18 protein-coding genes are annotated in these 19,041 nt (G+C 56.7%); 10 read left to right on the forward strand and 8 right to left on the reverse strand.

All coding sequences use genetic code 11. The annotated features are described in order from the left end of the window. Positions 1–5: 5 nt before the first annotated feature. The 8 genes from tssG to tssA all read right to left on the reverse strand — a co-directional run bounded on the left by tssG (position 6) and on the right by tssA (position 8,779). On the reverse strand, positions 6–1,010 hold the full coding sequence (gene tssG / locus RRU01S_RS06350; RefSeq protein ID WP_045229377.1) for a type VI secretion system baseplate subunit TssG: 1,005 nt from the start codon (positions 1,008–1,010) through the stop codon (positions 6–8). A 9-nt stretch (positions 1,011–1,019) separates the two neighbouring features. Next, positions 1,020–2,804 (reverse strand): type VI secretion system baseplate subunit TssF, encoded by a 1,785-nt coding sequence (gene tssF, locus RRU01S_RS06355; RefSeq protein WP_045229378.1) that lies wholly within the window; start codon positions 2,802–2,804, stop codon positions 1,020–1,022. Beyond that, positions 2,797–3,306: a type VI secretion system baseplate subunit TssE gene (gene tssE / locus RRU01S_RS06360; RefSeq protein WP_045229379.1), complete on the reverse strand. Its 510-nt coding sequence runs from the start codon at positions 3,304–3,306 to the stop codon at positions 2,797–2,799. The genes tssF and tssE overlap by 8 nt, the downstream gene beginning before the upstream one ends. After that, complete coding sequence (locus RRU01S_RS06365) at positions 3,299–4,123, reverse strand: type VI secretion system accessory protein TagJ (RefSeq protein ID WP_045229380.1); 825 nt, start codon at positions 4,121–4,123, stop codon at positions 3,299–3,301. The genes tssE and RRU01S_RS06365 overlap by 8 nt, the downstream gene beginning before the upstream one ends. Next, positions 4,120–5,511, reverse strand: a complete 1,392-nt coding sequence (gene tssC / locus RRU01S_RS06370; protein ID WP_045229381.1) for a type VI secretion system contractile sheath large subunit — start codon at positions 5,509–5,511, stop codon at positions 4,120–4,122. The genes RRU01S_RS06365 and tssC (RRU01S_RS06370) overlap by 4 nt, the downstream gene beginning before the upstream one ends. Positions 5,512–5,566: 55 nt before the next feature. Then, the gene (tssC, locus tag RRU01S_RS06375; protein WP_045229382.1) at positions 5,567–7,048 is read right to left on the reverse strand and encodes a type VI secretion system contractile sheath large subunit; all 1,482 of its coding nucleotides are present in this window, start codon (positions 7,046–7,048) and stop codon (positions 5,567–5,569) included. Between the two features lie 97 nt (positions 7,049–7,145). Next, a complete protein-coding gene (tssB, locus tag RRU01S_RS06380; RefSeq protein WP_045229383.1) occupies positions 7,146–7,655 on the reverse strand; it encodes a type VI secretion system contractile sheath small subunit in 510 nt (169 codons plus the stop codon). A gap of 62 nt (positions 7,656–7,717) precedes the next feature. Then, positions 7,718–8,779 (reverse strand): type VI secretion system protein TssA, encoded by a 1,062-nt coding sequence (gene tssA, locus RRU01S_RS06385; protein ID WP_081880005.1) that lies wholly within the window; start codon positions 8,777–8,779, stop codon positions 7,718–7,720. Between the two features lie 220 nt (positions 8,780–8,999). On the opposite strand from tssA, the gene tssH reads away from it, so the two are divergent. From tssH to leuC, 10 genes are all read left to right on the forward strand, one after another. Continuing rightward, a complete protein-coding gene (tssH, locus tag RRU01S_RS06390; protein WP_045229385.1) occupies positions 9,000–11,669 on the forward strand; it encodes a type VI secretion system ATPase TssH in 2,670 nt (889 codons plus the stop codon). Between the two features lie 59 nt (positions 11,670–11,728). Further along, a complete protein-coding gene (locus RRU01S_RS06395) occupies positions 11,729–12,205 on the forward strand; it encodes an Hcp family type VI secretion system effector (RefSeq protein ID WP_045229386.1) in 477 nt (158 codons plus the stop codon). A gap of 104 nt (positions 12,206–12,309) precedes the next feature. Continuing rightward, positions 12,310–12,696 carry a Rap1a/Tai family immunity protein gene (locus RRU01S_RS06400; RefSeq protein ID WP_045229651.1) on the forward strand — a complete coding sequence of 129 codons (387 nt, stop codon included), beginning with the start codon at positions 12,310–12,312 and terminating at the stop codon, positions 12,694–12,696. Between the two features lie 12 nt (positions 12,697–12,708). Next, a complete protein-coding gene (locus tag RRU01S_RS06405) occupies positions 12,709–13,209 on the forward strand; it encodes a type VI secretion system amidase effector protein Tae4 (protein WP_045229387.1) in 501 nt (166 codons plus the stop codon). Between the two features lie 206 nt (positions 13,210–13,415). After that, positions 13,416–13,610 (forward strand): hypothetical protein, encoded by a 195-nt coding sequence (locus RRU01S_RS06410; protein ID WP_045229388.1) that lies wholly within the window; start codon positions 13,416–13,418, stop codon positions 13,608–13,610. A gap of 79 nt (positions 13,611–13,689) precedes the next feature. Continuing rightward, a complete protein-coding gene (locus RRU01S_RS06415) occupies positions 13,690–14,583 on the forward strand; it encodes an NAD-dependent epimerase/dehydratase family protein (RefSeq protein ID WP_045229389.1) in 894 nt (297 codons plus the stop codon). 401 nt (positions 14,584–14,984) lie between these two features. Continuing rightward, complete coding sequence (locus RRU01S_RS06420; RefSeq protein WP_244446071.1) at positions 14,985–15,722, forward strand: isochorismatase family protein; 738 nt, start codon at positions 14,985–14,987, stop codon at positions 15,720–15,722. A gap of 1 nt (position 15,723) precedes the next feature. Further along, positions 15,724–16,671: a polysaccharide deacetylase family protein gene (locus RRU01S_RS06425; RefSeq protein WP_202032559.1), complete on the forward strand. Its 948-nt coding sequence runs from the start codon at positions 15,724–15,726 to the stop codon at positions 16,669–16,671. After that, complete coding sequence (locus tag RRU01S_RS06430) at positions 16,671–17,594, forward strand: polysaccharide deacetylase family protein (RefSeq protein ID WP_045229390.1); 924 nt, start codon at positions 16,671–16,673, stop codon at positions 17,592–17,594. The genes RRU01S_RS06425 and RRU01S_RS06430 overlap by 1 nt, the downstream gene beginning before the upstream one ends. Before the next feature lie 37 nt (positions 17,595–17,631). Next, positions 17,632–19,038: a 3-isopropylmalate dehydratase large subunit gene (gene leuC, locus RRU01S_RS06435; RefSeq protein WP_045229391.1), complete on the forward strand. Its 1,407-nt coding sequence runs from the start codon at positions 17,632–17,634 to the stop codon at positions 19,036–19,038. Positions 19,039–19,041: the final 3 nt, after the last annotated feature.

Raw genomic sequence — 19,041 nt, forward strand, 5'->3', positions numbered from 1 at the left:
CGTCCTCATGCAGACAGCGCCGAGCCTTCGCGCTCGGTCACGATGGCGTCGGTACTATCCTTTTCGGCGGGTGCTACACGCGCCCAGCTGTTCCAGCCCAACCGGGCAGGCGCGTCCGGTTGTCCCAACTGGCAAAATGGCACGTCCTCTTTTTTCAAAATCACCTGAACATCGAAATCAAAGGCGCTGCCGACGAACAGCCGGGTGACAGCGCAAATCTCTGCAAGCCGCCTGGAGCCAGGTGTCAGCGCCAGATAATCGGCATAGCCGACAGGCCCCAGCACGATGCGAAAACCACCGCTGAAATCCTGCACCGCGCTTCCGGCAGATACGTTTTTCCCCAGCGACAGACCGCCTGTCTGGCCAAGCTGGCTTTGTTCGTGAACGGGAAGCGGAACCCAGCGTCTGCGAAACTGTTCGACAGTGACATCAAGACCGGTAAATTCTCGGAGCATTGCCGTCAGTGCCGTCGCATTTCGGTTGCGGTTTGCCAGAAGCCCGCTGAAGCGCAGCAGAACGTCTTCTTTCACGCCCACCTTTTCGCTGAGCCCGCCGGTGCCGAAACCCGTGAGAGAAAGCAGGGTCTTGCGGAAGGCGTTGTTATCCTGATCGCGCGACCAGCGCAGTCCTCGCGCCAGCCGGTATTTTTCGGTGGCGGCAACGAAAAGCTCGCTAAAGCGGGCGGCAAACAGACTGAAGAAGCTGCCCATCGCTTTTGAGCGATTGCGCTCTTCCCGTTGCAACATCTCGCCATAGACAGGCGGCAACGCACCGAGCGGACCCATGATCGGCGCAAAAGCCGAGCGCAATTCCATCTTGCCGTTTTTCTTGCGAAAGCCGCCAATGGCGACAGGCGTCAGTCGCGACCCATTGTGCGCGCCAATCGACAGTTCCTCATGCTCGGCCAGATGCTGCGCGACGCGAAAGGCCGTTGTCGGCTCGAATGCACCGGGGTCACGCGTTAAGCGCTCCGCCTGCTGTTCCCGCATATCTGGCGAACCATGCCTCATCGCGAACCCCTACAGCAATGGGCGGTCTGCCGCACGGGCAGGCCACTTGGCAAGAGGTTCGGACTGGCCGCGCATGGTAACGGTCAAACGGGTGAAGCTGTTGATCGAGGTGTAGAGACCAAAGAAATGGTTAAGCACGCTTGCAAAGACGAACGCGGCCGAGCGGTCTATCATCGCCGGATCGAACTCCAGCGTGATGTCCGTTCCCGGTACCATAGCAGAGCCAATCCGTGCATGCGAGTTGCTGGCTTCAACCGACGTGATCGCCTCCACCAGTTGCCGTGTCTCCGGCGTGTCGCGGAACGCGTAGAGCGACAGGATGTCCTTGAGCGGTGCGCCCCCATTGTCGAATAGCGACAAATGGTTGAGCAGCAGGTGGGAGACCAGTCTCCATTCACGCGCCGACCGCTCGGTCATCCGCACGGCGGGCGTTGGCGGCATTAACGCATGTATGGATTCGATCGCCTCGTTTCCCGCCGACAGCTGAAGGAAGGGGTGCCCGCCGCCGAAGGGAAGTTGGCTCGGGAGTTCCCGGTTGATGCACAGCGTTTCCACGCTTGCGACCACATCGATTGGTCCCAGGGGGCCGCGTTGCTGATCGACGAAAGCGATATCGGTATCTGACGAGCCGTCATCATCGTCGAAACGGCGATAGGATTGCCAGAACACATTGGAGCCATTGCTGCGTTGCGTACGGCCGAAGAAGGGAGACGTGGTCTCGATGTGGCCGGAACGGTTTGTCAGTTGGACACTTTCGACGCCGTAAATTTCGCGGGTCCGCTGGCGTCTCGCATCCGGCAATAAGCGATATTCCGTGCGCGTGCCATCCAGATTGATGGGTTCGCAGGCTTGCTTGAACAGGTTTATGACGGGCGACGCGTTCAGCACGAAGTCTTTTGCAGACACCATCCGCTCAAGGCGCGCGTCGGCTGCATCGAGATAGATGTAAAGTTCGCAATCGCCACCCGTCCACTGATTCATGCTCTCGATATCGAGAAAAAGAAACTTCTGCGGAAGCGCGAAAAACTCCGTCAGCAGCCGGTATCCGTCGAAGCTGTTGGCAGGATAGGGAAGCATCGCCTGATCGCGGGAAAAGCCCGATGGCTTCAGGTTTCTGGCAGGAAGGAAGACGGCATTCTTGTCCTCCGAATGCTGCGCAAGCGCCAGCCCAACGCAATGATTGGCCAGCAATTCGTAAAGAGCCGTCGCCTGCTGCCAGGCCGTCGAAATGAAGATCTGAAGCGAACTCAGCCCCATCTCGCGAAATGTCGTCGGTCGTGGCGAGGTGGTACGTAGCGAAAGTTTCAGGCAGCTTGCAGCACCGGCACTGGTCGCCGAAAACGGCGCGTCGATGGGCTGGCTGACCAAGGTCGCGCCTGAGATTTCCAACGGAATGATATCGGTGTCCTGCGCGGTGCGAAACCGGCAGCTTTCCCCGCCGATCGGCTCGGCCAGAACTTCACTGTGGCGATCCAGTCTCTGCACCGTTGTGAGGGCTGGGCTCGGTGTGAAATGCACCACGCTCATCGAGGGCAGGGGGGCGAGGTAATGAGGATAAAGCGTCTCAAGCAGGCTGTCGGTGAGCTCTGGAAACTCGTCATCCAGTTTCTGGCGCACGCGTGCTGCGGAATAGGCAAAACTCTGGATCAACCGCTCGACATGTGGGTCGTCGGCGACCTCTCCCGTCATCCGCAGCCGCCCCGCGATCTTCGGGAATGCCTTGGCGAAACGGGACGCGCGTTTTCTTAGCGAAAACAGTTCGTCATTGTATTTTTCGAGGAAGCCGTCAGCCATTTCCCGCCTCCACTAGAAAACGTTGCGTGGACGGGTCGATCTTCGACTCGAAGCTGATGGGCGGCATGCCTTCATGCAGGCGGAAGGTCGCCTGAATGCGCATTCTCAGCGCCCGGTCGCCATCTGTCCGATTGCGCAGAATAGTGACCCGGACATCGGAAAGACGCGTTTCAAACATGCTGATACGACGTTCGATCGTCTGTGCAAGTTTTGCCTTGGAAGCATCCGTCACGAGATTGGCAGAGAGGATGCCGTCCACGCCGTAGCTCACCAACGCATCCGACAGCTCTTTCAGATCAGCCGACGGCCCGGCCGGATTGCGCCGCGTGTTCAGCAGAGCCTCCAGATCACGTCGAATGACCTCGCGCATTTCACGGACCTGATCCGAAAGGCTCGCGGGAGGATCATTCTCTGCATCCGGCGCATCGTCCAGCAGTCGGTCCAAAACCGATCGCGACAATGTTCGCTCTTTTGGCCTGTATTGCTCGAGCGGATCAACCACGCGCGGTCTGCCTCTCGTTGGTTTCAGCCGGGGCGGAAAGGGTAGAGATTTCATGGAACGGCACAAGATCATTGCCAATCAACAGGCAACGCTGGCCCTGTCCGGTAACCAGCGGCCCGTCGTCGTTCCATATCGTTTCACGACCGAGCAGCATGGGCGCACTATCGGTGTCGCCGTGATAAATCGATGGCAGCAAGACTGATGCCATCGCGCCATCGCGCAACGACAGTTCCGCCTGCCGGAATGCGATATCACGGGGGCGCTTCATCGGCTCGACCGTCAGGGATTCGATCCTGTTGTAGTCGATCCAGAGATAGCGACCACCATCCGTCAGCACTTCCAGTGCATGGGGAATGCGGTCATCGAGATCGCGTATATCGCCAGCTGGCTTGTCATTGCAGGCGATGGAGAGTTCGCCGCGTTGAGCTTCCAGTTCCGCAAGCGCGCTTGTGGCACCCTCGGTGTCGCCTGCACGCGTGGCAATGTTGGCCTTGATGGCAAGCTGGTCTAGTTCCGAAGGACCGTTCGCGAAATCGGGAACTGCGCCGTTTTCGAACCAAGCATTACGGGCAGCCATGGCGCGCAGGTGCTGGCGAATGATTGAAAAGCCGACGGCATCCTGGGGTGCGAAGGTTGCTGCAAGATTGCACTGCGCATCCGCCTTTTCAAATTCTCCTGCAAGAATCAGCAGGTCGACGTAAAGATTGCGGCCCTCCTTGTCCGATGGCTTGACCTTAACGTGCTCTTTTGCAGCCGCAATGGCGTCCTGAAGCTGATCGCCGTCGAGCAGGCGGGAGATATCGTCGCGCAGTGTCATGCGGGGATCCTTTGTGGCTCGGGTGCAGCGCCGCTGCGTACAATCGGGGTCGTCGTTTCGGCGATGAGGTGGAAGCTGGTTGAAACGTCATCCAGCTGGAAGTGCGGTTGCAGGCGCACGGTGCAGGAGAAGCTTCCGGGTTTTCCGGGGATTTCGAACACTTCTATGCCAGCTGAGCGCAGGGGGTAGCGTGCGCGTAACGTGGCCTCGGCATCGTCGTTGCCGAGTGTATAGGACGCCAGCCACGTTTCGAGTTTGCGCTCGATCGTGCGTGAATCGCTCAGCGCGCCGATATCGTCGCGCATGATGACCTTGAGGTAATGCGAGAACCGCGAGGCGCACAACACATATTGCAGCATCGCAGCCAGTCTTGCGTTTTGCCGGGCGCTCTCACCAGAATAATGGCCGGGCGCGTGTAGCGATTGATTGGCGTTGAAAATCGCCATGCTGGAGAGATAGGTTGTCGAGACGGGCACGATGCCGAGATCGGAAAATTGCTGCTCCTGGCCCGTGGTTAGCTGCGCTTCGACGGGTGGCTGCGCGGACAGGCCGTTGCTCTCGAGCCCGAGGTCCAGCGGCGGGAGCTGCGCCTGCGATAACATGCCGCCATCCACGGCGTCCTGCGTCACACCGCGAATATCGGCAAACCAACCGGTATCGTTGAAGTTTCGGACGACAACGGCAGCAAAGGCGAAGGCTGCATTTCCCCACAGCAATGTTTCACCGCCCTCCGATACATGTTCACGGAAGGGGAATGGATCTGCGCGGCGACGCGAAAACGGCTTGTGAGGAGAGCGCAACAGAATGCGAGGCGCGACGAGACCAACGAACCGGCTATCATCGCGGGCACGAAGTGCGTTCCAGCGCAGCCGCGATTTTTCCTGCTTCAACCAGGAAAAATCATGAACGCGACTGAGTTCGGAAAAATCCTGGAGCCCAACGGTCATGGGAGAGGCCGCAGCGACAAATGGGCAAAAGGCCGCAGCGGCCACCATGCCGATCTGCGAAAGCGCGGTGATGGAATCGATGCCTTCAAAGTCTTCAGGAGAAAATGTGTAGTCACCGATCAACAGGCCAACCGGCTCGCCCCCCGGCATTCCGAACTCGCGGCTGTAGATGATTTCAAACAGATGGCTCTGGTCGAAATCCGTCGCCCGCTCCATGCTTCTGGCCAGTTCCCGCCAGCTTGCATTCAGCAGCTTGATTTTCACATCAGGGCTACGGCTCGCTTCACGCACCACCATGGCAAGCCCGCGCCACCTTGCCTCCATCGCCTGAAACTCGGGATGGTGCAAAATTGCGTTGACCTGTTCATTCAGCGCCTCGTCTATGAGCGCAATGAGCAGGTCGGCTTGACTGCGGGTGTCCGAAACGGACCGTGGCTTCATGGAAGGGCTCCAGGCGGCAATGAGAGAAGAGGGGCATTGCTGCCCCTTTTCCTTGTCAGTTCTTGGTCGGAATACGAGCGACCATACGCAGAGACGTCGTCAGTTCCTCCATCTGCAGCCATGGGCGCATCCACGCCACGGCGTTGTATGCGCCAGGCTTGCCGGGAATTTCCTGAACGGTAACCTTGGCATCGCGAAGCGGATATTTCGCTCTGGATTCTTCGCCGGCTTCATCATTGGCATTGACATAATTGGCGATCCAGCGATTGAGCCAGACCTCGCAGTCGGACGCCTCCATGAAGGAGCCGATTTTGTCGCGACCCATGACCTTGAGGTAATGGGCGAAGCGGGAAGTCGCCATCATGTAAGGCAGGCGCGCAGACACGGCAGCGTTCGCGGTTGCTTCGGGCCGGTCATAGAGCTTCGGCTTATGCGCGGTCTGCGCACCGAAGAAGACGGCGTAATCTGTGTTCTTGTAGTGGCACAGTGGCAGGAAGCCGAGCTTGCCCAGTTCCGCATCGCGACGATCGGTGATGCCGACTTCGGTCGGGCATTTCAGATCAAGGTCGCCGTCATCACTGGAGAACACGTGCATGGGGAGGTTTTCCACCTTGCCGCCATTTTCCGCGCCGCGAATGGCCGTGCACCAGCCATTTTTGGCAAATGCGTCTGTCAGCTTGGTGCCCATGACATAGGCCGCATTCATCCAGCAATATTCGTCATGATCGAGATCGTTGTTTGCAGAGCCCTTGGTCTCATCATAGGCAAATTCGTCCACGGGATTGGTCTTGGGGCCGTATGGCATGCGCGCCAGAACACGGGGAAGGGCGAGTGTGACGAAACGTGAATCGTCGCTTTCACGGAAGCTGCGCCACTTTGCATATTCGACTGTGTCGAAAATCTTCTCCAAATCGCGCGGGCGGGCCAGATCGCGGTAGTCGTCGAAGCCGAACATGCGCGGGCTTGCAGCCGAAATGAACGGTGCGAAGGCAGCAGCGGCGATGGAAGACACGCCTTGCAGAAGTTGGACGTCTTCGAATGAGTTGTCGAACTCATAGTCACCGATGATCGCGCCCATGGGTTCACCACCGGGTGTGCCGAACTCGTCTTCATAGATGGACTTGAACAGGCGCGACTGGTCAAATTCCACGGCCTTTTCCAGATCGCGGCTCACTTCGCGCTTGGTGGCGTTCAGCACGCGAATCTTCAAGTTGACGCTGGTTTCGGAATTTTTAACCAGATAGTTCAAGCCGCGCCATGTGCCTTCAAGCTTGGTGAACTCGGGCGCTTGCATGACCGCTGCAAGTTGGACCGAAATCGCGCGATCCAGTTCGGCGATCGCCTGATTGAGGGTGACTGTCAGGTTGCGGTCGTATTTGACCGTGCCCTTCAATGCCTGGTCGGTCAGGGTGCGCAAAAGATTTTGAGCGCGGTCAGGTTCGGTCTGGCGTGTAGCGGCAACAACCTTGGCCAACAGGCCATTTTCTTCGGTCGTCGTTGCCTGTGCATCATTTTTCAGCAGGCTATCAGCGCTCATGTCTCAATCCTTCCAAATGCGGCTTTCTGTATCGCCGCTAGAACTGGGGAAGCCCCATAACGGGGCATCTCAACGAAGCAATGCTTGAGCAGCGAAGCTATTTGCTTTCGCCGTTCTTCTGTTTCAGTTCGGCGACGAGTGTTCCCAGATCGGTCTTGTTCTGAAGAATATCTTCGAGAAGGCGCTCTAGATCTTCGGAGCGGTCCGCCTTGGAAAGCAGATCACGGAGCTCGTTGCGGGCGTCCAGCAGGGCTTTCAGTGCAGGTACCTGCTCGACCACGGCGCCGGGAAGAAAGTCGTCCATGCTTTCGAATTTAAGATTGACCTGTAAATCGGTGCCATCATCCTGAAGGGTGTTGGGAACACTCATATTCAGGCCTGGCGTCATGCGGCGCATGACTTCATCGAAATTGTCGCGGTCGATCTGAACGAATTTGCGTTCGCCGAACGGCTTCAATGGTTGGGTCGGGTTGCCTGAGAAGTCGCCGAGCACACCGACGACGAATGGCAATTCCTTGACCACCATCGCGCCTTCTGTCTCGACTTCGTATTTGATGTGAACGCGAGGCTTGCGAACCCGCTCCAGCTTCTCATGTACACTTGGCATTCAAACCTCCTTGATGCTTAAAAGCATTTGCTGACTTTGGGGAGCGTGCAACTCCCGTGGTTTCACTGTTTTCCGGTATCCTCGCCGCCCGGCTTTATGCCCGCTGCCGTCAAAACGGCGTTGCGTGTGTTTGCTTCGGGCAAAAGCTCTGCGAGCAGTTCTGAAAAATCCATGCGCCCCCTGCGAACCAATGTTTCGATAGCCAGCGATATAGGAGAATGCGGCTCCGTCCGGCGGAAATAACGCGCAACTGCGAGAAGAGTTTCAAATGCGTCGTCACGTGATGCGATTTCTTCCGGGTTTGAAGTTAAGGTTTTCTGAACTTCAGGATGTGTAGCAGTAATTTCTGACTTCGCTATAGGTGTATTCTGCGGCGGTGGGGCTGGTGCACCATCTTTTCCACCCAAGGAGCGGATCGCTGCTGCTGTCTCGATGAGGATATTGCGGATATTGGAACTGGCCGGTGCATTGGCCCCGCATCGTTCGGAAAGAATTGCGCTGATGGCATCAAACGTCTCGAGGCAGGCGTTCACGTCGGCCAGATGCGCCGACATAGCAGCGACGCCCACTTCAGACGCTGCCTGATACAGGTCCTCCCGGCGCTTCGTCTCGGCCGGTCTCTGCGCCAGTTGAAAGTCCCAGAGCGTTCTTTCTCCAAACTTGCCGCCGGGGATCAACGAGCTCAGCCGTAGGGGTTGCACCAGCGTTCCCTCGCTTCCAACACCGTTCAACCCGGCCAGCGGCGCGAATTTTTCTTCGTCGTCATCGTCACTGATTGATTTGAGCGAGTCCCACTGGTTGCAGAAAATATCATGGGTCAGTCGGTAAATTTCCAGCAGGCCAACATAGCCTCTCAGCCGAAGCTCTGCTTCGGCAAGCCATGCCAATATTTCGACATCTCGACTTTCCGAATATATAATATGCAATCCGAGATTGCTAACCTCTGTCCAGTTGTTGGAAATCCTCAGAACTTCTTGCGGGGAGACAGAGCGTTCTTCTGCTCTTGCCTGGTTTCTTTCATCCTTAATTCTATAGTAGAGTTCACGAGTTCTTTGGTTGCTTCGAATATTCTCTCCGCAATCTCCAAGATATTCTATATTGCTTGTGACCCCTTGCGCACCCAATATCAGTCTATCCCTCTTAAAGTATGATGTTTCCGTGACGGTTACTTCCGTTACGTAATGTAAGTCACCAACCAGACTTATGGAAAATAAGGCAAAATTGTGGTGACTTCATTTTAAACTCGTCAAATAAAAAACGCAACTTTTGGCTGGACAAGTGAGTTTCATCGACCTAACTATGCCACGTCACGTTGTGGAATGTCGCAAATCGGAGGCTCGCTGCATGTCGCAAATAGATCTCAATCGCCTTATAGAAGCGCTTGAGCCTGACCTGCGGGTATCGTTGGAAGCAGCGGCATCTGTTGCTGCGCGGCGAAATCATCGATATGTGGACATTGCTCACTGGTTGTGCGCAGTTGTAGAAAATGACAGACATGCTGACGTTTTGACTCAACTCAAAATCCCGCTGGACAACTTGCGTGCGGAGATCGACAGGGCGCTGGACGATGCGGCAATAGGGGATGGCGACGCCCTTTCGCTATCGCAGAACGTTTTGACAACTGGTCGCGAGGCTTGGCTGCTTGCATCCCTTCAGGACGGTCGCAGCCATGTCGACCTCGTGCACCTTATTCTCGCGCTTGATGAAGAGGCATCGTTGCGAAGCCTTGTGCGCGCTGCTTTCCCATCGTTGAAGCTTATCGACCGTGCTGCACTTCAGACATTGCGTGAAGAGCAGGCTTCGCAGCCAACAGGCAAGGGTAAAAACCATGATACCTCGCCTCTCGGTGCGCAGTCTAAAGACCAAAACGATTTTCTCCGGCTCTATACCCAGGATATGACGGAAGATGCGCGTCAGGGCAAAGTCGATCCGGTCATTGGGCGTGACGACGAGTTGCGACAGATGATTGATATCCTCACCCGTCGCCGTCAGAACAACCCTATTCTCGTCGGTGAGGCCGGTGTCGGCAAAACCGCGGTTGCCGAAGCTCTGGCTCTGGAAATCGTTTCCGGCAACGTGCCAGAGAAGCTTCGGGATGTTCGTCTCCTCTCCCTCGATCTGTCGCTGCTGCAGGCGGGAGCAGGCGTTAAGGGTGAGTTTGAAAGACGGCTGCATGGCGTAATTGATGCCGTAAAGCGTTCGCCTGAGCCCATTATCCTTTTCATCGATGAAGCCCATGCGTTGGTTGGCGCAGGCGGTGCTGCAGGGCAGGGCGATGCTGCCAACATTTTAAAGCCAGCTCTCGCGCGCGGTGAAGTTCGCACCGTCGCAGCGACGACCTGGAGCGAATACAAGAAATACTTCGAAAAAGACGCGGCGTTGACCCGCAGGTTTCAACCGGTCCACGTGCGTGAGCCGGACGAAGCGACAGCGATCCGGATGCTCCGTGGCGTAGCAGACACTTTCATCAAGCATCATGACGTGACCATCCGCGACGAGGCTATCGTTGCTGCCGTACAGCTGTCTGCGCGCTATATGCCCGCCCGTCAATTGCCCGATAAGGCTGTCAGCCTTCTGGATACTGCTGCCGCTGCCGTTTCCCTTGCGCGCCAGACACTTCCCGAAAAACTTCGCAATATGGAAAGCGAGAAGCGTCTTCTTGCGACTGAGCTTGAGTGGCTGTCACGCGAGGCTTCGGACGAAGATAATGTCAAACGCACTGACGCGATCAACAGTGAAATCGCGGGGCTTGAAACAGCTATCGACGGCTTGAGAGCCCGTTATGATGCGGAAATACTCGATTTATCGCAGGCGGAGGGATCGGATGCAGCCGTGACCGATGTCTCCAATATTGCGCCCTTGAGACCGCTAGCCGTCCAGTCCGATAGCCAGGAGGAGAGGCTTGTGCCTCTTGTCGTGGACCGGGAGATGATTGCTGCCGTGGTTTCAAGATGGACTGGCATTCCGCTTGGAAAGTTGCTTGCCGACCAGATCGAAAGTGCCAAGACGCTGGACGAGCGCATGAAGCAGCGCGTCATCGGCCAGGACTGGGCGATCGATCGTATTGCGGATGCGATGCGCGCGGCGCGAGCGGGCTTGTCCGATCCTCGACGCCCACCCGCCGTTTTCATGCTTGTCGGCATGTCTGGAACAGGAAAAACGGAGACAGCTCTATCGCTTGCAGATCTGCTCTATGGCGGCAATGGCCACCTGACGACGATCAATATGTCCGAGTTCAAGGAAGAGCATAAGGTTTCACTGCTTCTTGGTTCGCCGCCCGGCTACGTCGGTTATGGCGAGGGTGGCGTTTTGACGGAAGCCGTTCGCCGTCGTCCGTTCGGAGTCTTGCTCCTGGACGAAATCGATAAGGCGCATCCTGGCGTGCAGGACATCTTTTATCAGGTGTTCGACAAGGGAATGTTGAAAGACGGCGAAGGACGCGACATCGATTTTAAAAACACGACGATTTTCATGACCGCCAATACTGGGTCGGAACTTCTGACGGCTCTGTCGGCAGACCCTGACACGATGCCTGAAGGCGAGGCTCTCGAGGCGCTTCTGATGCCGGAACTGACGAAACAGTTCAAGCCCGCGTTTCTTGGACGTACGGTTATCCTGCCTTTCATGCCGCTCGGATCAGAGCAGCTGTCGCGGATCGTTGACATACAAATCCGTAAGATCGCCGAGCGGGTACGCACGGCCTACGGCACAGAGCTGGAACTTTCGGCAGCTGCCCGCGAGGCGCTGGTTGGTCGTGCCGGTTCGAGCGAGATCGGCGCACGCGCCATTGAAATCATGATTGGCAGGGACTTGCTGCCACCATTGTCCAGCTTCTTTCTGGAGAAAGTCATTGCTGGCGAAAAGGTGAAGCGCGTGACTGTCGATTTTGATGAGACCGGGTTCGGCATTCGCGCCGATGAGGTTGGGAATATGGACGAATTCGCAGCGGCCCCCGCGGCTGAGGTGGATAAAGTTGCCGCGTCGGATGGGGTTTCTCGACGCATGCGGCATTAGACGAAAGGTAACGTGGCCTCAAAGCGAGAGGTCTTTCAATCATTACAGGAGCTTACAGTATGCCAATTTATCTGCAGTTGGACGGCATTCAGGGTGATGCAACCCATGAGGAACACCGTAAGTGGATGGATATCGAAGCCCTCCACTGGAACGTCGCTCGTAACATGAATACCTCTGCCGGTTCTGCGGCGAACCGTGAAGCCTCCGAGCCGACAATCTCGGAAGTGATCCTCACGAAAGTCAGCGACTCCTCGTCCACCAAGCTTTTTGGTGAAGCGTGCGCTGGCCGCACCGGCAAGCAGGCGACGATCCACCTCGTCACCACCGGCAACCCAGGCAATACCTATATCGAGTATCTGCTGACCAATACTTTGATCGCCAGCTACTCGGTCGATTCAAGCGGTGACCGTCCTGTTGAGACTATCAAGCTCAACTTCACCAAGCTTGAAGTGAAGTACACACCGTTCGACGATCAGAACAACCCGCAGTCGCCAATGATCTCGTCTTACGATCTGGCGACAACAAAGGCAGCCTAATTGCCTTGCCTCCGGTGCGGGATTACCCCCGCACCGGGGTTTCCTATGGCGGATGCGGTCTTCGGGCCGTGTTTGTTTCACTGCGACTTCTGATGGGTGAGCACATGCCCGATATTGTTCCAGCGCTCATCGCGACCGCAGTCCTATCCATAATGCTGGGTACCGGGTCAGCGCATGCGCAAGATCGGACCTGGATATTTTCCGGTTCAGAGTTGAAACAGGCGATCGAAGGGAAATTCGCTCCCGAAGCCTCCGATCCGGAACTTCGCCGCATGATATCTGTGGCAAAAAGCAGCGCCTATATCGCTGGCGTGGCCGATGCGACCGCAAGCAAGCAATGGTGTGGAGCGGGTGTCGCGCCGCATGAACTTACAGATCGCGTCTATACCTATCTGGTCGATGCGCCCTCAGAAACGCTCAGCCAGGCCGCCGCTAGCTTGGTGGAAAAGGCGCTTGCGAGCTCATTTCCGTGTGAACCCAAAAAGAACTGATCGGATCCCGTCATGCGCATCGATTTTGACACTCTCTATGCAAACTATCCAAGCAGCGAAGTATCGCGTGGCAACCACGTCAGTCAAAAAGACCTGTTCACCGAGATTGGTTGGGACGATTTCATAGGGAACCCTAACTACAACAACACCTGCGCCATTCGTGTCAGTCTTGCTTTCGTCAAATCGGGTATCAACATCGTCCCCGGTTCTCACAAAATACAAAAGGGACCGTTCGCCGGGAAAGGCGTAGAGGTTTCGATGCGACGGCTTGCCGATCTTCTCGCGCGCAACAATTACCTCGGCCGATATGAGCCCTACACACCCGCGAGTGCGCAAAACGGTATCGGGGCTCGCAAAGGCGTTGTCGCCTTCAACAACATTCCCGGTTATCGCGGTGGCGGCCACATCGACCTCGTTCTCGGTGGAGCAGACGCAACGCAATGTGGTTCGCATTGCTACTACAATTCCGAGACCATCTGGTTCTGGCCACTACAGTCCGGCCGCGTGTCCTGATGTTGCTGCTCATGACCGAACAGTCCCCTCCCTTGTTACCATGCGGAGTTGGTTGGTCGTGATCGGCTCGACTGCCTGACTTTCTCCCATGATATTTGTAAAGGTGATGCCGTGTCAGGCACACTGTCCTTTCAACCATTACCGGTCATCTGAAACACTATTGCGCGCGGGTCGGTACTGATTTCTAGAGACTGGCGTTTGATGAAATGCTGCTGGTGGCATCCGGTATTTATGCCGATGACCTTTTCGGCTTTACGCCCGCTTTCGATATGGCTGAAGTGAGCCGCGAGAGAAACGCAGGCTGTGATGCGCTGAAAGTAAATCTTGCGATCTCTGGCGGGTTCTTCGAAAAAATGTTGAAAGCAGGCAGGCCTGATTATCGGCTTATGCTAGGGCTATAACGATTCCGCAGAATCCGTCGTCCTCAGCTGTCTGCTGATGGACCGGTTCAAGCCGCGTTTGTTTTAGAGGAGGCCAGACATGACCAAACGTATTATTTTTACAGGTGGCACAGGCAAGGCCGGGCGCCATGCCGTTCAACAGTTGCTAGACAAAGGTTACTCCGTTTTGAATATCGACCTGAAGCCTCTGGATTTGCCGGGGGTGAACACGTTGATCGCGGATATCACCGACAGCGGTCAGGTTTTCAATGCGCTGACGACGCATTTTGGTTTTGGCGGTTTTGAGAATGGCGCGCCGCCCGCTGCGCCTGATGCAGTCGTGCATTTTGCAGCCATTCCACGCGTATTGATCGAGCCCGATAACAAGACATTCGAAGCCAATGTCGTCGGCACGTACAATGTCATCGAGGCTTCCATGAAGCTGGGCGTGCGCAAAGTCATTATCGCCTCAAGCGAAACGACCTATGGCGTTTGCTTTGCGGAAGGCGACAAGGATTTTCATAGCTTCCCACTGGATGAGAGCTACGATAGCGACCCGATGGACAGCTATGGCTTGTCAAAGCTCGTCAACGAAAAGACGGCGCGTGCTTTCGCCATGCGCTACGGGGCGGACATTTACGCTCTGCGAATCGCCAATGTGATCGAGCCGCATGAATATTCCAACTTTCCAGCATATCTGGACGATCCGATGTCTCGAAAACGCAATGCCTGGAGCTATGTCGACGCCCGAGATTTGGGCAATCTTGTTCACCTCTGCATCGAGAAAGACCGGCTTGGATTTCAGGTGTTCAATGCCGTCAACGACACCATCACCGCCGATCTGCCGACCGCCGAATTTCTTGCCAAATATTGCCCTGATACTCCGATCTTGCGTGAGATGGGGCCGGATGAGGCGCCGCTTTCCAACCGCAAGGCGCGTGAGGTTCTGGGCTTTAAAGAAGAGCATCCCTGGAAGCGGTACGTCACGCGTTAACGTTTGAAATCCTTCTGCCGATTCTATGGCCTTGAGAGGACAGATGGCTGTTCCGTGAACACGGATCAGCCATTTATTTTTTGAATTCGAGCCACCGTTCGTCACTAATAAATGTCCATTACGCGCAGAGTTCGCGGCAATTATCATGGCCGCTCCACTCCACAATCGAGTCCCGATGCCCATCGCCGCTGGGCAAAGCGTGGCCTTGATCGAGCTATGCATGGACCGCTGTATTCCTTACGATTGTGGGCTTTTTGCCCATTTCTTGGCGCTTACGTTGACCCACAAGAGGCAACTGCACAGACAAAAAGCGTCCCGACAAAAGAGATCTTACGACTTCTAAAAGAGGCTTTACAAATGATATAAAGTGATAACAATAGAAAGTATAAAGCGACCTCCTGATGAGGGAAACGGCGGCTGAAATCGGTCGTGCAGGGAGGTCGCGCGTACTGGAGGTCGTCATGGAAACGTCATCGCTCACCGCCCGTCAATTGTACGAGAACGCCAAGGCAAATCCGACGCGCAAGCGTTTTGGGTTCGGTCGCAAGCCGATGCTGATCAACATCGATCTGCAATGTGCCTACACGTCTTTGGGCGAGTTTGTCTCCGCTTACGAAACCGACCCCCGGCAGCTCGAATACGTCAACACGCTGTCAAATCTCGCCCGCGACAAGGGCCTGCCCGTGACCTGGACCTATGTGGCCTACATGGAATCGGGCGAAGATTGCGGCGTCTGGGGCACACGCACGAATACGCCGGATTCCCTGCAGAACATCAAGGTCGGTTCGCGCAGAGCCGAGTTCGATCCGCGTCTGGAGATTGACCATGTCAAAGACATCATCATGAACAAGCGCATGGCGTCGCCGTTTCATGAGACTAATCTTCAGTCGCTGATGGTCTGGCACCAGTGTGATACGGTCGTCCTGACGGGCGGTTCGACATCTGGCTGCGTCCGCGCCTGCGTGGTGGATTCGATTTCGCGCGGATACAGGGTCATCGTTCCCGAGGAGTGTGTGGCGGACAAGCATGAGAGCCCGCATTTCGCCAATCTCTACGATATCTCCGTGAAGTATGGCGACGTCATCCCGGTCTCGGATGCCATTGCCTGGTACGAGGCCTATCAGCCGGAGGTTCGCTGAGATGGCCGCTGAAGACACCGCCATGAAATCGGATCTGGGGCTCTACGATTATCTGCCCTGGCCCAACCGCCCGAAGATCGTCTGGCCCGGCAACAAGAAGATCGCCGTCTGGATTGCGCCGAACATAGAATTCTACGAATACAACCCGCCCAACAACCCGACCCGTACACCCTGGGCGCGGCCAAACCCGGATGTTCTGCAATATTCCCATCGCGATTACGGCAACCGCGCCGGTTGGCAACGGATGATGGCGGCGATGGACAAGGCGGGTTTTCGCGGCTCTGTCTCGCTCAATGTCGCGCTCTGCGATCACCACCCTGAAATCATCAAGGCCTGTGCGGATCGTGGCTGGGAGTTCTTTTCCCACGGTATCTACAACACGCGCTATGTCTATAATCTCGATATCGAGCAGGAACGCGCTGTTATCCGCGATGCCTTCGATACGGTGCGCAAGCACACCGGTCAGGAACTGGCTGGATGGCTCTCGCCGGCACTGTCCAACAATTTCTGGACGATGGACATTCTGTCGGAAGCGGGCATTCAATACACCTGCGACATGTTTCATGACGACCAGCCAATGCCGGTGAAGGTCAAGTCCGGCAAGCTGATTTCTATGCCGTACTCGCTCGAGATGAACGATGTCATCGTTTACAACAGCCAGAAGGTCACGCCGCGCCACTATGGCGAAATCATCAAGCGGCAGTTCGATCAGCTTTACAAGGAAGGCGATGAGAGCGGCACGGTCATGTGCATTCCGCTGCATCCCTATCTCGTAGGCCAGCCGCATCGCATCGACGCCTTTGCCGAAGCCATCGAATATATCGCGGGACATGACGGCGTTTGGCAAACGACAGGCCGCGAAATCGCTGCCGCCTATCACGCCAGCGGTGTCTATGACGCCATGAGTGCTGCCATGGTCGCCCATAATTCCGGGAAGGGAGCGCGCTGATGTCTATGCCTGAAGAGTATCTCAAATACCCTGCTCGTCATTATGGCATGGATCATGATCGCTATGCGTGGAGCGACTTGTTCACCCGCAAGCCGATCACATGGCCCGATGGTGCACGTATCGCACTCTCCATCGTCACCCATGTACAGCATTTTCCGCTCGATATGCCGTCCAAGCCCTTCAAGGCACCGGGCGCTTTGTCCATGCCTTACCCGGATTTTCGCTATTACACGAACCGTGACTATGGAAATCGCATCGGCATTTTCCGCATTCTCAAGCTGCTGGCGGAAAAAGAGCTGGAAGTCAGCTTCGCCATCAACGGCGTGATTGCCTCGCGTTATCCGGCACTGATCGAGGCCGTCGTCAGAGGCGGGCATGAGATCATCGCGCATGGTCTGGATATGGGAAAGGTCCATCACTCCGGTCTTGGCGAAGACGAGGAAAACGCAATTATTGCCGAGGCTTTGAGCCTGCTTCGCAAAGCAAGCGGACAGAAGGTCGAGGGCTGGTTGTCGCCGGGCCGTGCGCAGGGGTTCAACACGCCCGATCTTCTGGCGCGCAACGGGATCGCCTACAGCCTTGATTGGGCAAATGACGACCTTCCTTACGAGATGCAGACGAAAAACGGTTCGCTGCTGGCCATGCCCATGGCTTACGAGACCGATGACCGTGTGGTGGCAGACGAATATTTCCAGTCGGAAGCCGAATGGGTGCAGCAGGTCAAGGACCGGTTCGATGTGCTGTACCGCGAAAGTGCGCAATATGGTGGTCGCGTCATGAGCCTGCCGCTGCACAGCTGGGTGTCTGGCATGCCGTATCGCGTTGAATATCTGCGTGAAGCACTGGATTACATCCTGTCGCATGAAGGGGTGTGGAACGCACCCGCAGGTGACATCTGCACGGCGTTCCGTGCCGCTGGCTGAAACCGAACGTCGAGCCGACTAACAGGAAGACAAGGTCATGGCGCAAGCAGCCGCACCGCGCACAATGTTGGGCAAAATCTGGGATGAGCACGAAATATTGCGGCATCCAGCAGGGCCGTCGCTGCTTTATATCGACCGCGATATGATCCACGAGGGCAGCTTCCATGCCTTTGCCGATCTTAAGCGGCGTAGCTTGAAGCCACGGCGTCCGCAGCAGATTTTCGGTGTTGCCGACCATTATGTGCCGACACTGGGGCGAACATCGCGCGATGCGGCAAGCCCGGCTATTGCCCACATGATCGACACCTTCGATGAAAACATGGAATGGGGCGGCATGCGCCATTTCGGACTGTCGAGCCGCGAGCAGGGCATCGTCCATGTCGTGGCACCGGAACAAGGCATCACGCTGCCGGGCCTGACCATCGTCTGTTCCGATAGCCATACATCAACGCAAGGGGCGCTCGGTGCCATTGCCTTCGGTATCGGCCAATCCGAAAATGCCCATGTTCTGGCCACCCAGACGCTGTGGCAGTCTCGGCCCAAGACGATGCGCGTCACCATTGACGGCGTGCTGGGGCAGGGTGTCACGGCAAAGGATGTCATGCTGGCGCTGATCGCGAAGATTGGTGCAGCGGGTGCCGGCGGCCATGCCATCGAATTTGCCGGGCAGGTGGTAAGAGACCTTTCCATCGAGGGCCGGCTGACGCTTTGCAATATGTCGATCGAGGCTGCTGCCCGTTTCGGCATGGTCGCGGCAGACGAAACGACGTTTGCCTATGTCAGAGGTCGCCATTTTGCACCATCGGAACAGGAATGGGACGGTGCCGTTTCGCACTGGCGCACGCTTTCCAGCGATACCGACGCTTTCTTTGACGCGGACGTGAGAATGGACGGTGCGGATATTGCGCCGATGGTGACGTGGGGAACAAGCCCGGAGGACGCCGTTTCGATCAATGGGCGCGTGCCAGATCCGACGAGTTTCGATAGTTCCGACAAGCGCAAGGCGGCGACGAAATCACTTGAGTATATGGAGCTGGCACCCGGCACCCCGCTGGATGGCCTGAAGCTGGACAAAGTCTTCATCGGCTCCTGCACCAACAGCCGGATCGAGGATCTGCGGGCGGCGGCCTCCATTCTCAAAGGTCGCAAGGCGATGATCCCGGCCATCGTCGTGCCGGGATCGACACATGTCAAAGAGCAGGCGGAAGCCGAGGGCATCGCCCGCACGTTCCGTGAGGCAGGCTTTGAATGGCGCGAGTCGGGCTGTTCCATGTGCGCGGCAATGAACGGTGACGTGGTTGGCCCTGGCGAACGGTGCGCCTCTACCTCCAACCGCAATTTTGTCGGTCGTCAGGGCCCCGGTGCGCGCACCCATCTGGTCAGCCCCGCCATGGCGGCTGCCGCTGCCATCAGCGGCTGTCTGACCGACGTGCGCAGGATGTGAGGG

The organism is Agrobacterium rubi TR3 = NBRC 13261 (assembly GCF_000739935.1).
GTDB lineage: Bacteria > Pseudomonadota > Alphaproteobacteria > Rhizobiales > Rhizobiaceae > Agrobacterium > Agrobacterium rubi.

Bases quoted from the DNA above. Each gene is read 5' to 3' on its own strand.
- RRU01S_RS06415 (WP_045229389.1), top strand. From the start codon at position 13,690: ATGACCAAACGTATTATTTTTACAGGTGGCACAGGCAAGGCCGGGCGC.
- tssH (WP_045229385.1), top strand. From the start codon at position 9,000: ATGTCGCAAATAGATCTCAATCGCCTTATAGAAGCGCTTGAGCCTGAC.
- RRU01S_RS06405 (WP_045229387.1), top strand. From the start codon at position 12,709: ATGCGCATCGATTTTGACACTCTCTATGCAAACTATCCAAGCAGCGAA.
- RRU01S_RS06410 (WP_045229388.1), top strand. From the start codon at position 13,416: ATGCTGCTGGTGGCATCCGGTATTTATGCCGATGACCTTTTCGGCTTT.
- RRU01S_RS06425 (WP_202032559.1), top strand. From the start codon at position 15,724: ATGGCCGCTGAAGACACCGCCATGAAATCGGATCTGGGGCTCTACGAT.
- leuC (WP_045229391.1), top strand. From the start codon at position 17,632: ATGGCGCAAGCAGCCGCACCGCGCACAATGTTGGGCAAAATCTGGGAT.
- RRU01S_RS06430 (WP_045229390.1), top strand. From the start codon at position 16,671: ATGTCTATGCCTGAAGAGTATCTCAAATACCCTGCTCGTCATTATGGC.
- tssC (WP_045229381.1), bottom strand. From the start codon at position 5,511: ATGAAGCCACGGTCCGTTTCGGACACCCGCAGTCAAGCCGACCTGCTC.
- tssC (WP_045229382.1), bottom strand. From the start codon at position 7,048: ATGAGCGCTGATAGCCTGCTGAAAAATGATGCACAGGCAACGACGACC.
- tssB (WP_045229383.1), bottom strand. From the start codon at position 7,655: ATGCCAAGTGTACATGAGAAGCTGGAGCGGGTTCGCAAGCCTCGCGTT.
- tssF (WP_045229378.1), bottom strand. From the start codon at position 2,804: ATGGCTGACGGCTTCCTCGAAAAATACAATGACGAACTGTTTTCGCTA.
- tssG (WP_045229377.1), bottom strand. From the start codon at position 1,010: ATGAGGCATGGTTCGCCAGATATGCGGGAACAGCAGGCGGAGCGCTTA.
- RRU01S_RS06420 (WP_244446071.1), top strand. From the start codon at position 14,985: ATGAGGGAAACGGCGGCTGAAATCGGTCGTGCAGGGAGGTCGCGCGTA.
- RRU01S_RS06400 (WP_045229651.1), top strand. From the start codon at position 12,310: ATGCCCGATATTGTTCCAGCGCTCATCGCGACCGCAGTCCTATCCATA.
- RRU01S_RS06365 (WP_045229380.1), bottom strand. From the start codon at position 4,123: ATGACACTGCGCGACGATATCTCCCGCCTGCTCGACGGCGATCAGCTT.
- RRU01S_RS06395 (WP_045229386.1), top strand. From the start codon at position 11,729: ATGCCAATTTATCTGCAGTTGGACGGCATTCAGGGTGATGCAACCCAT.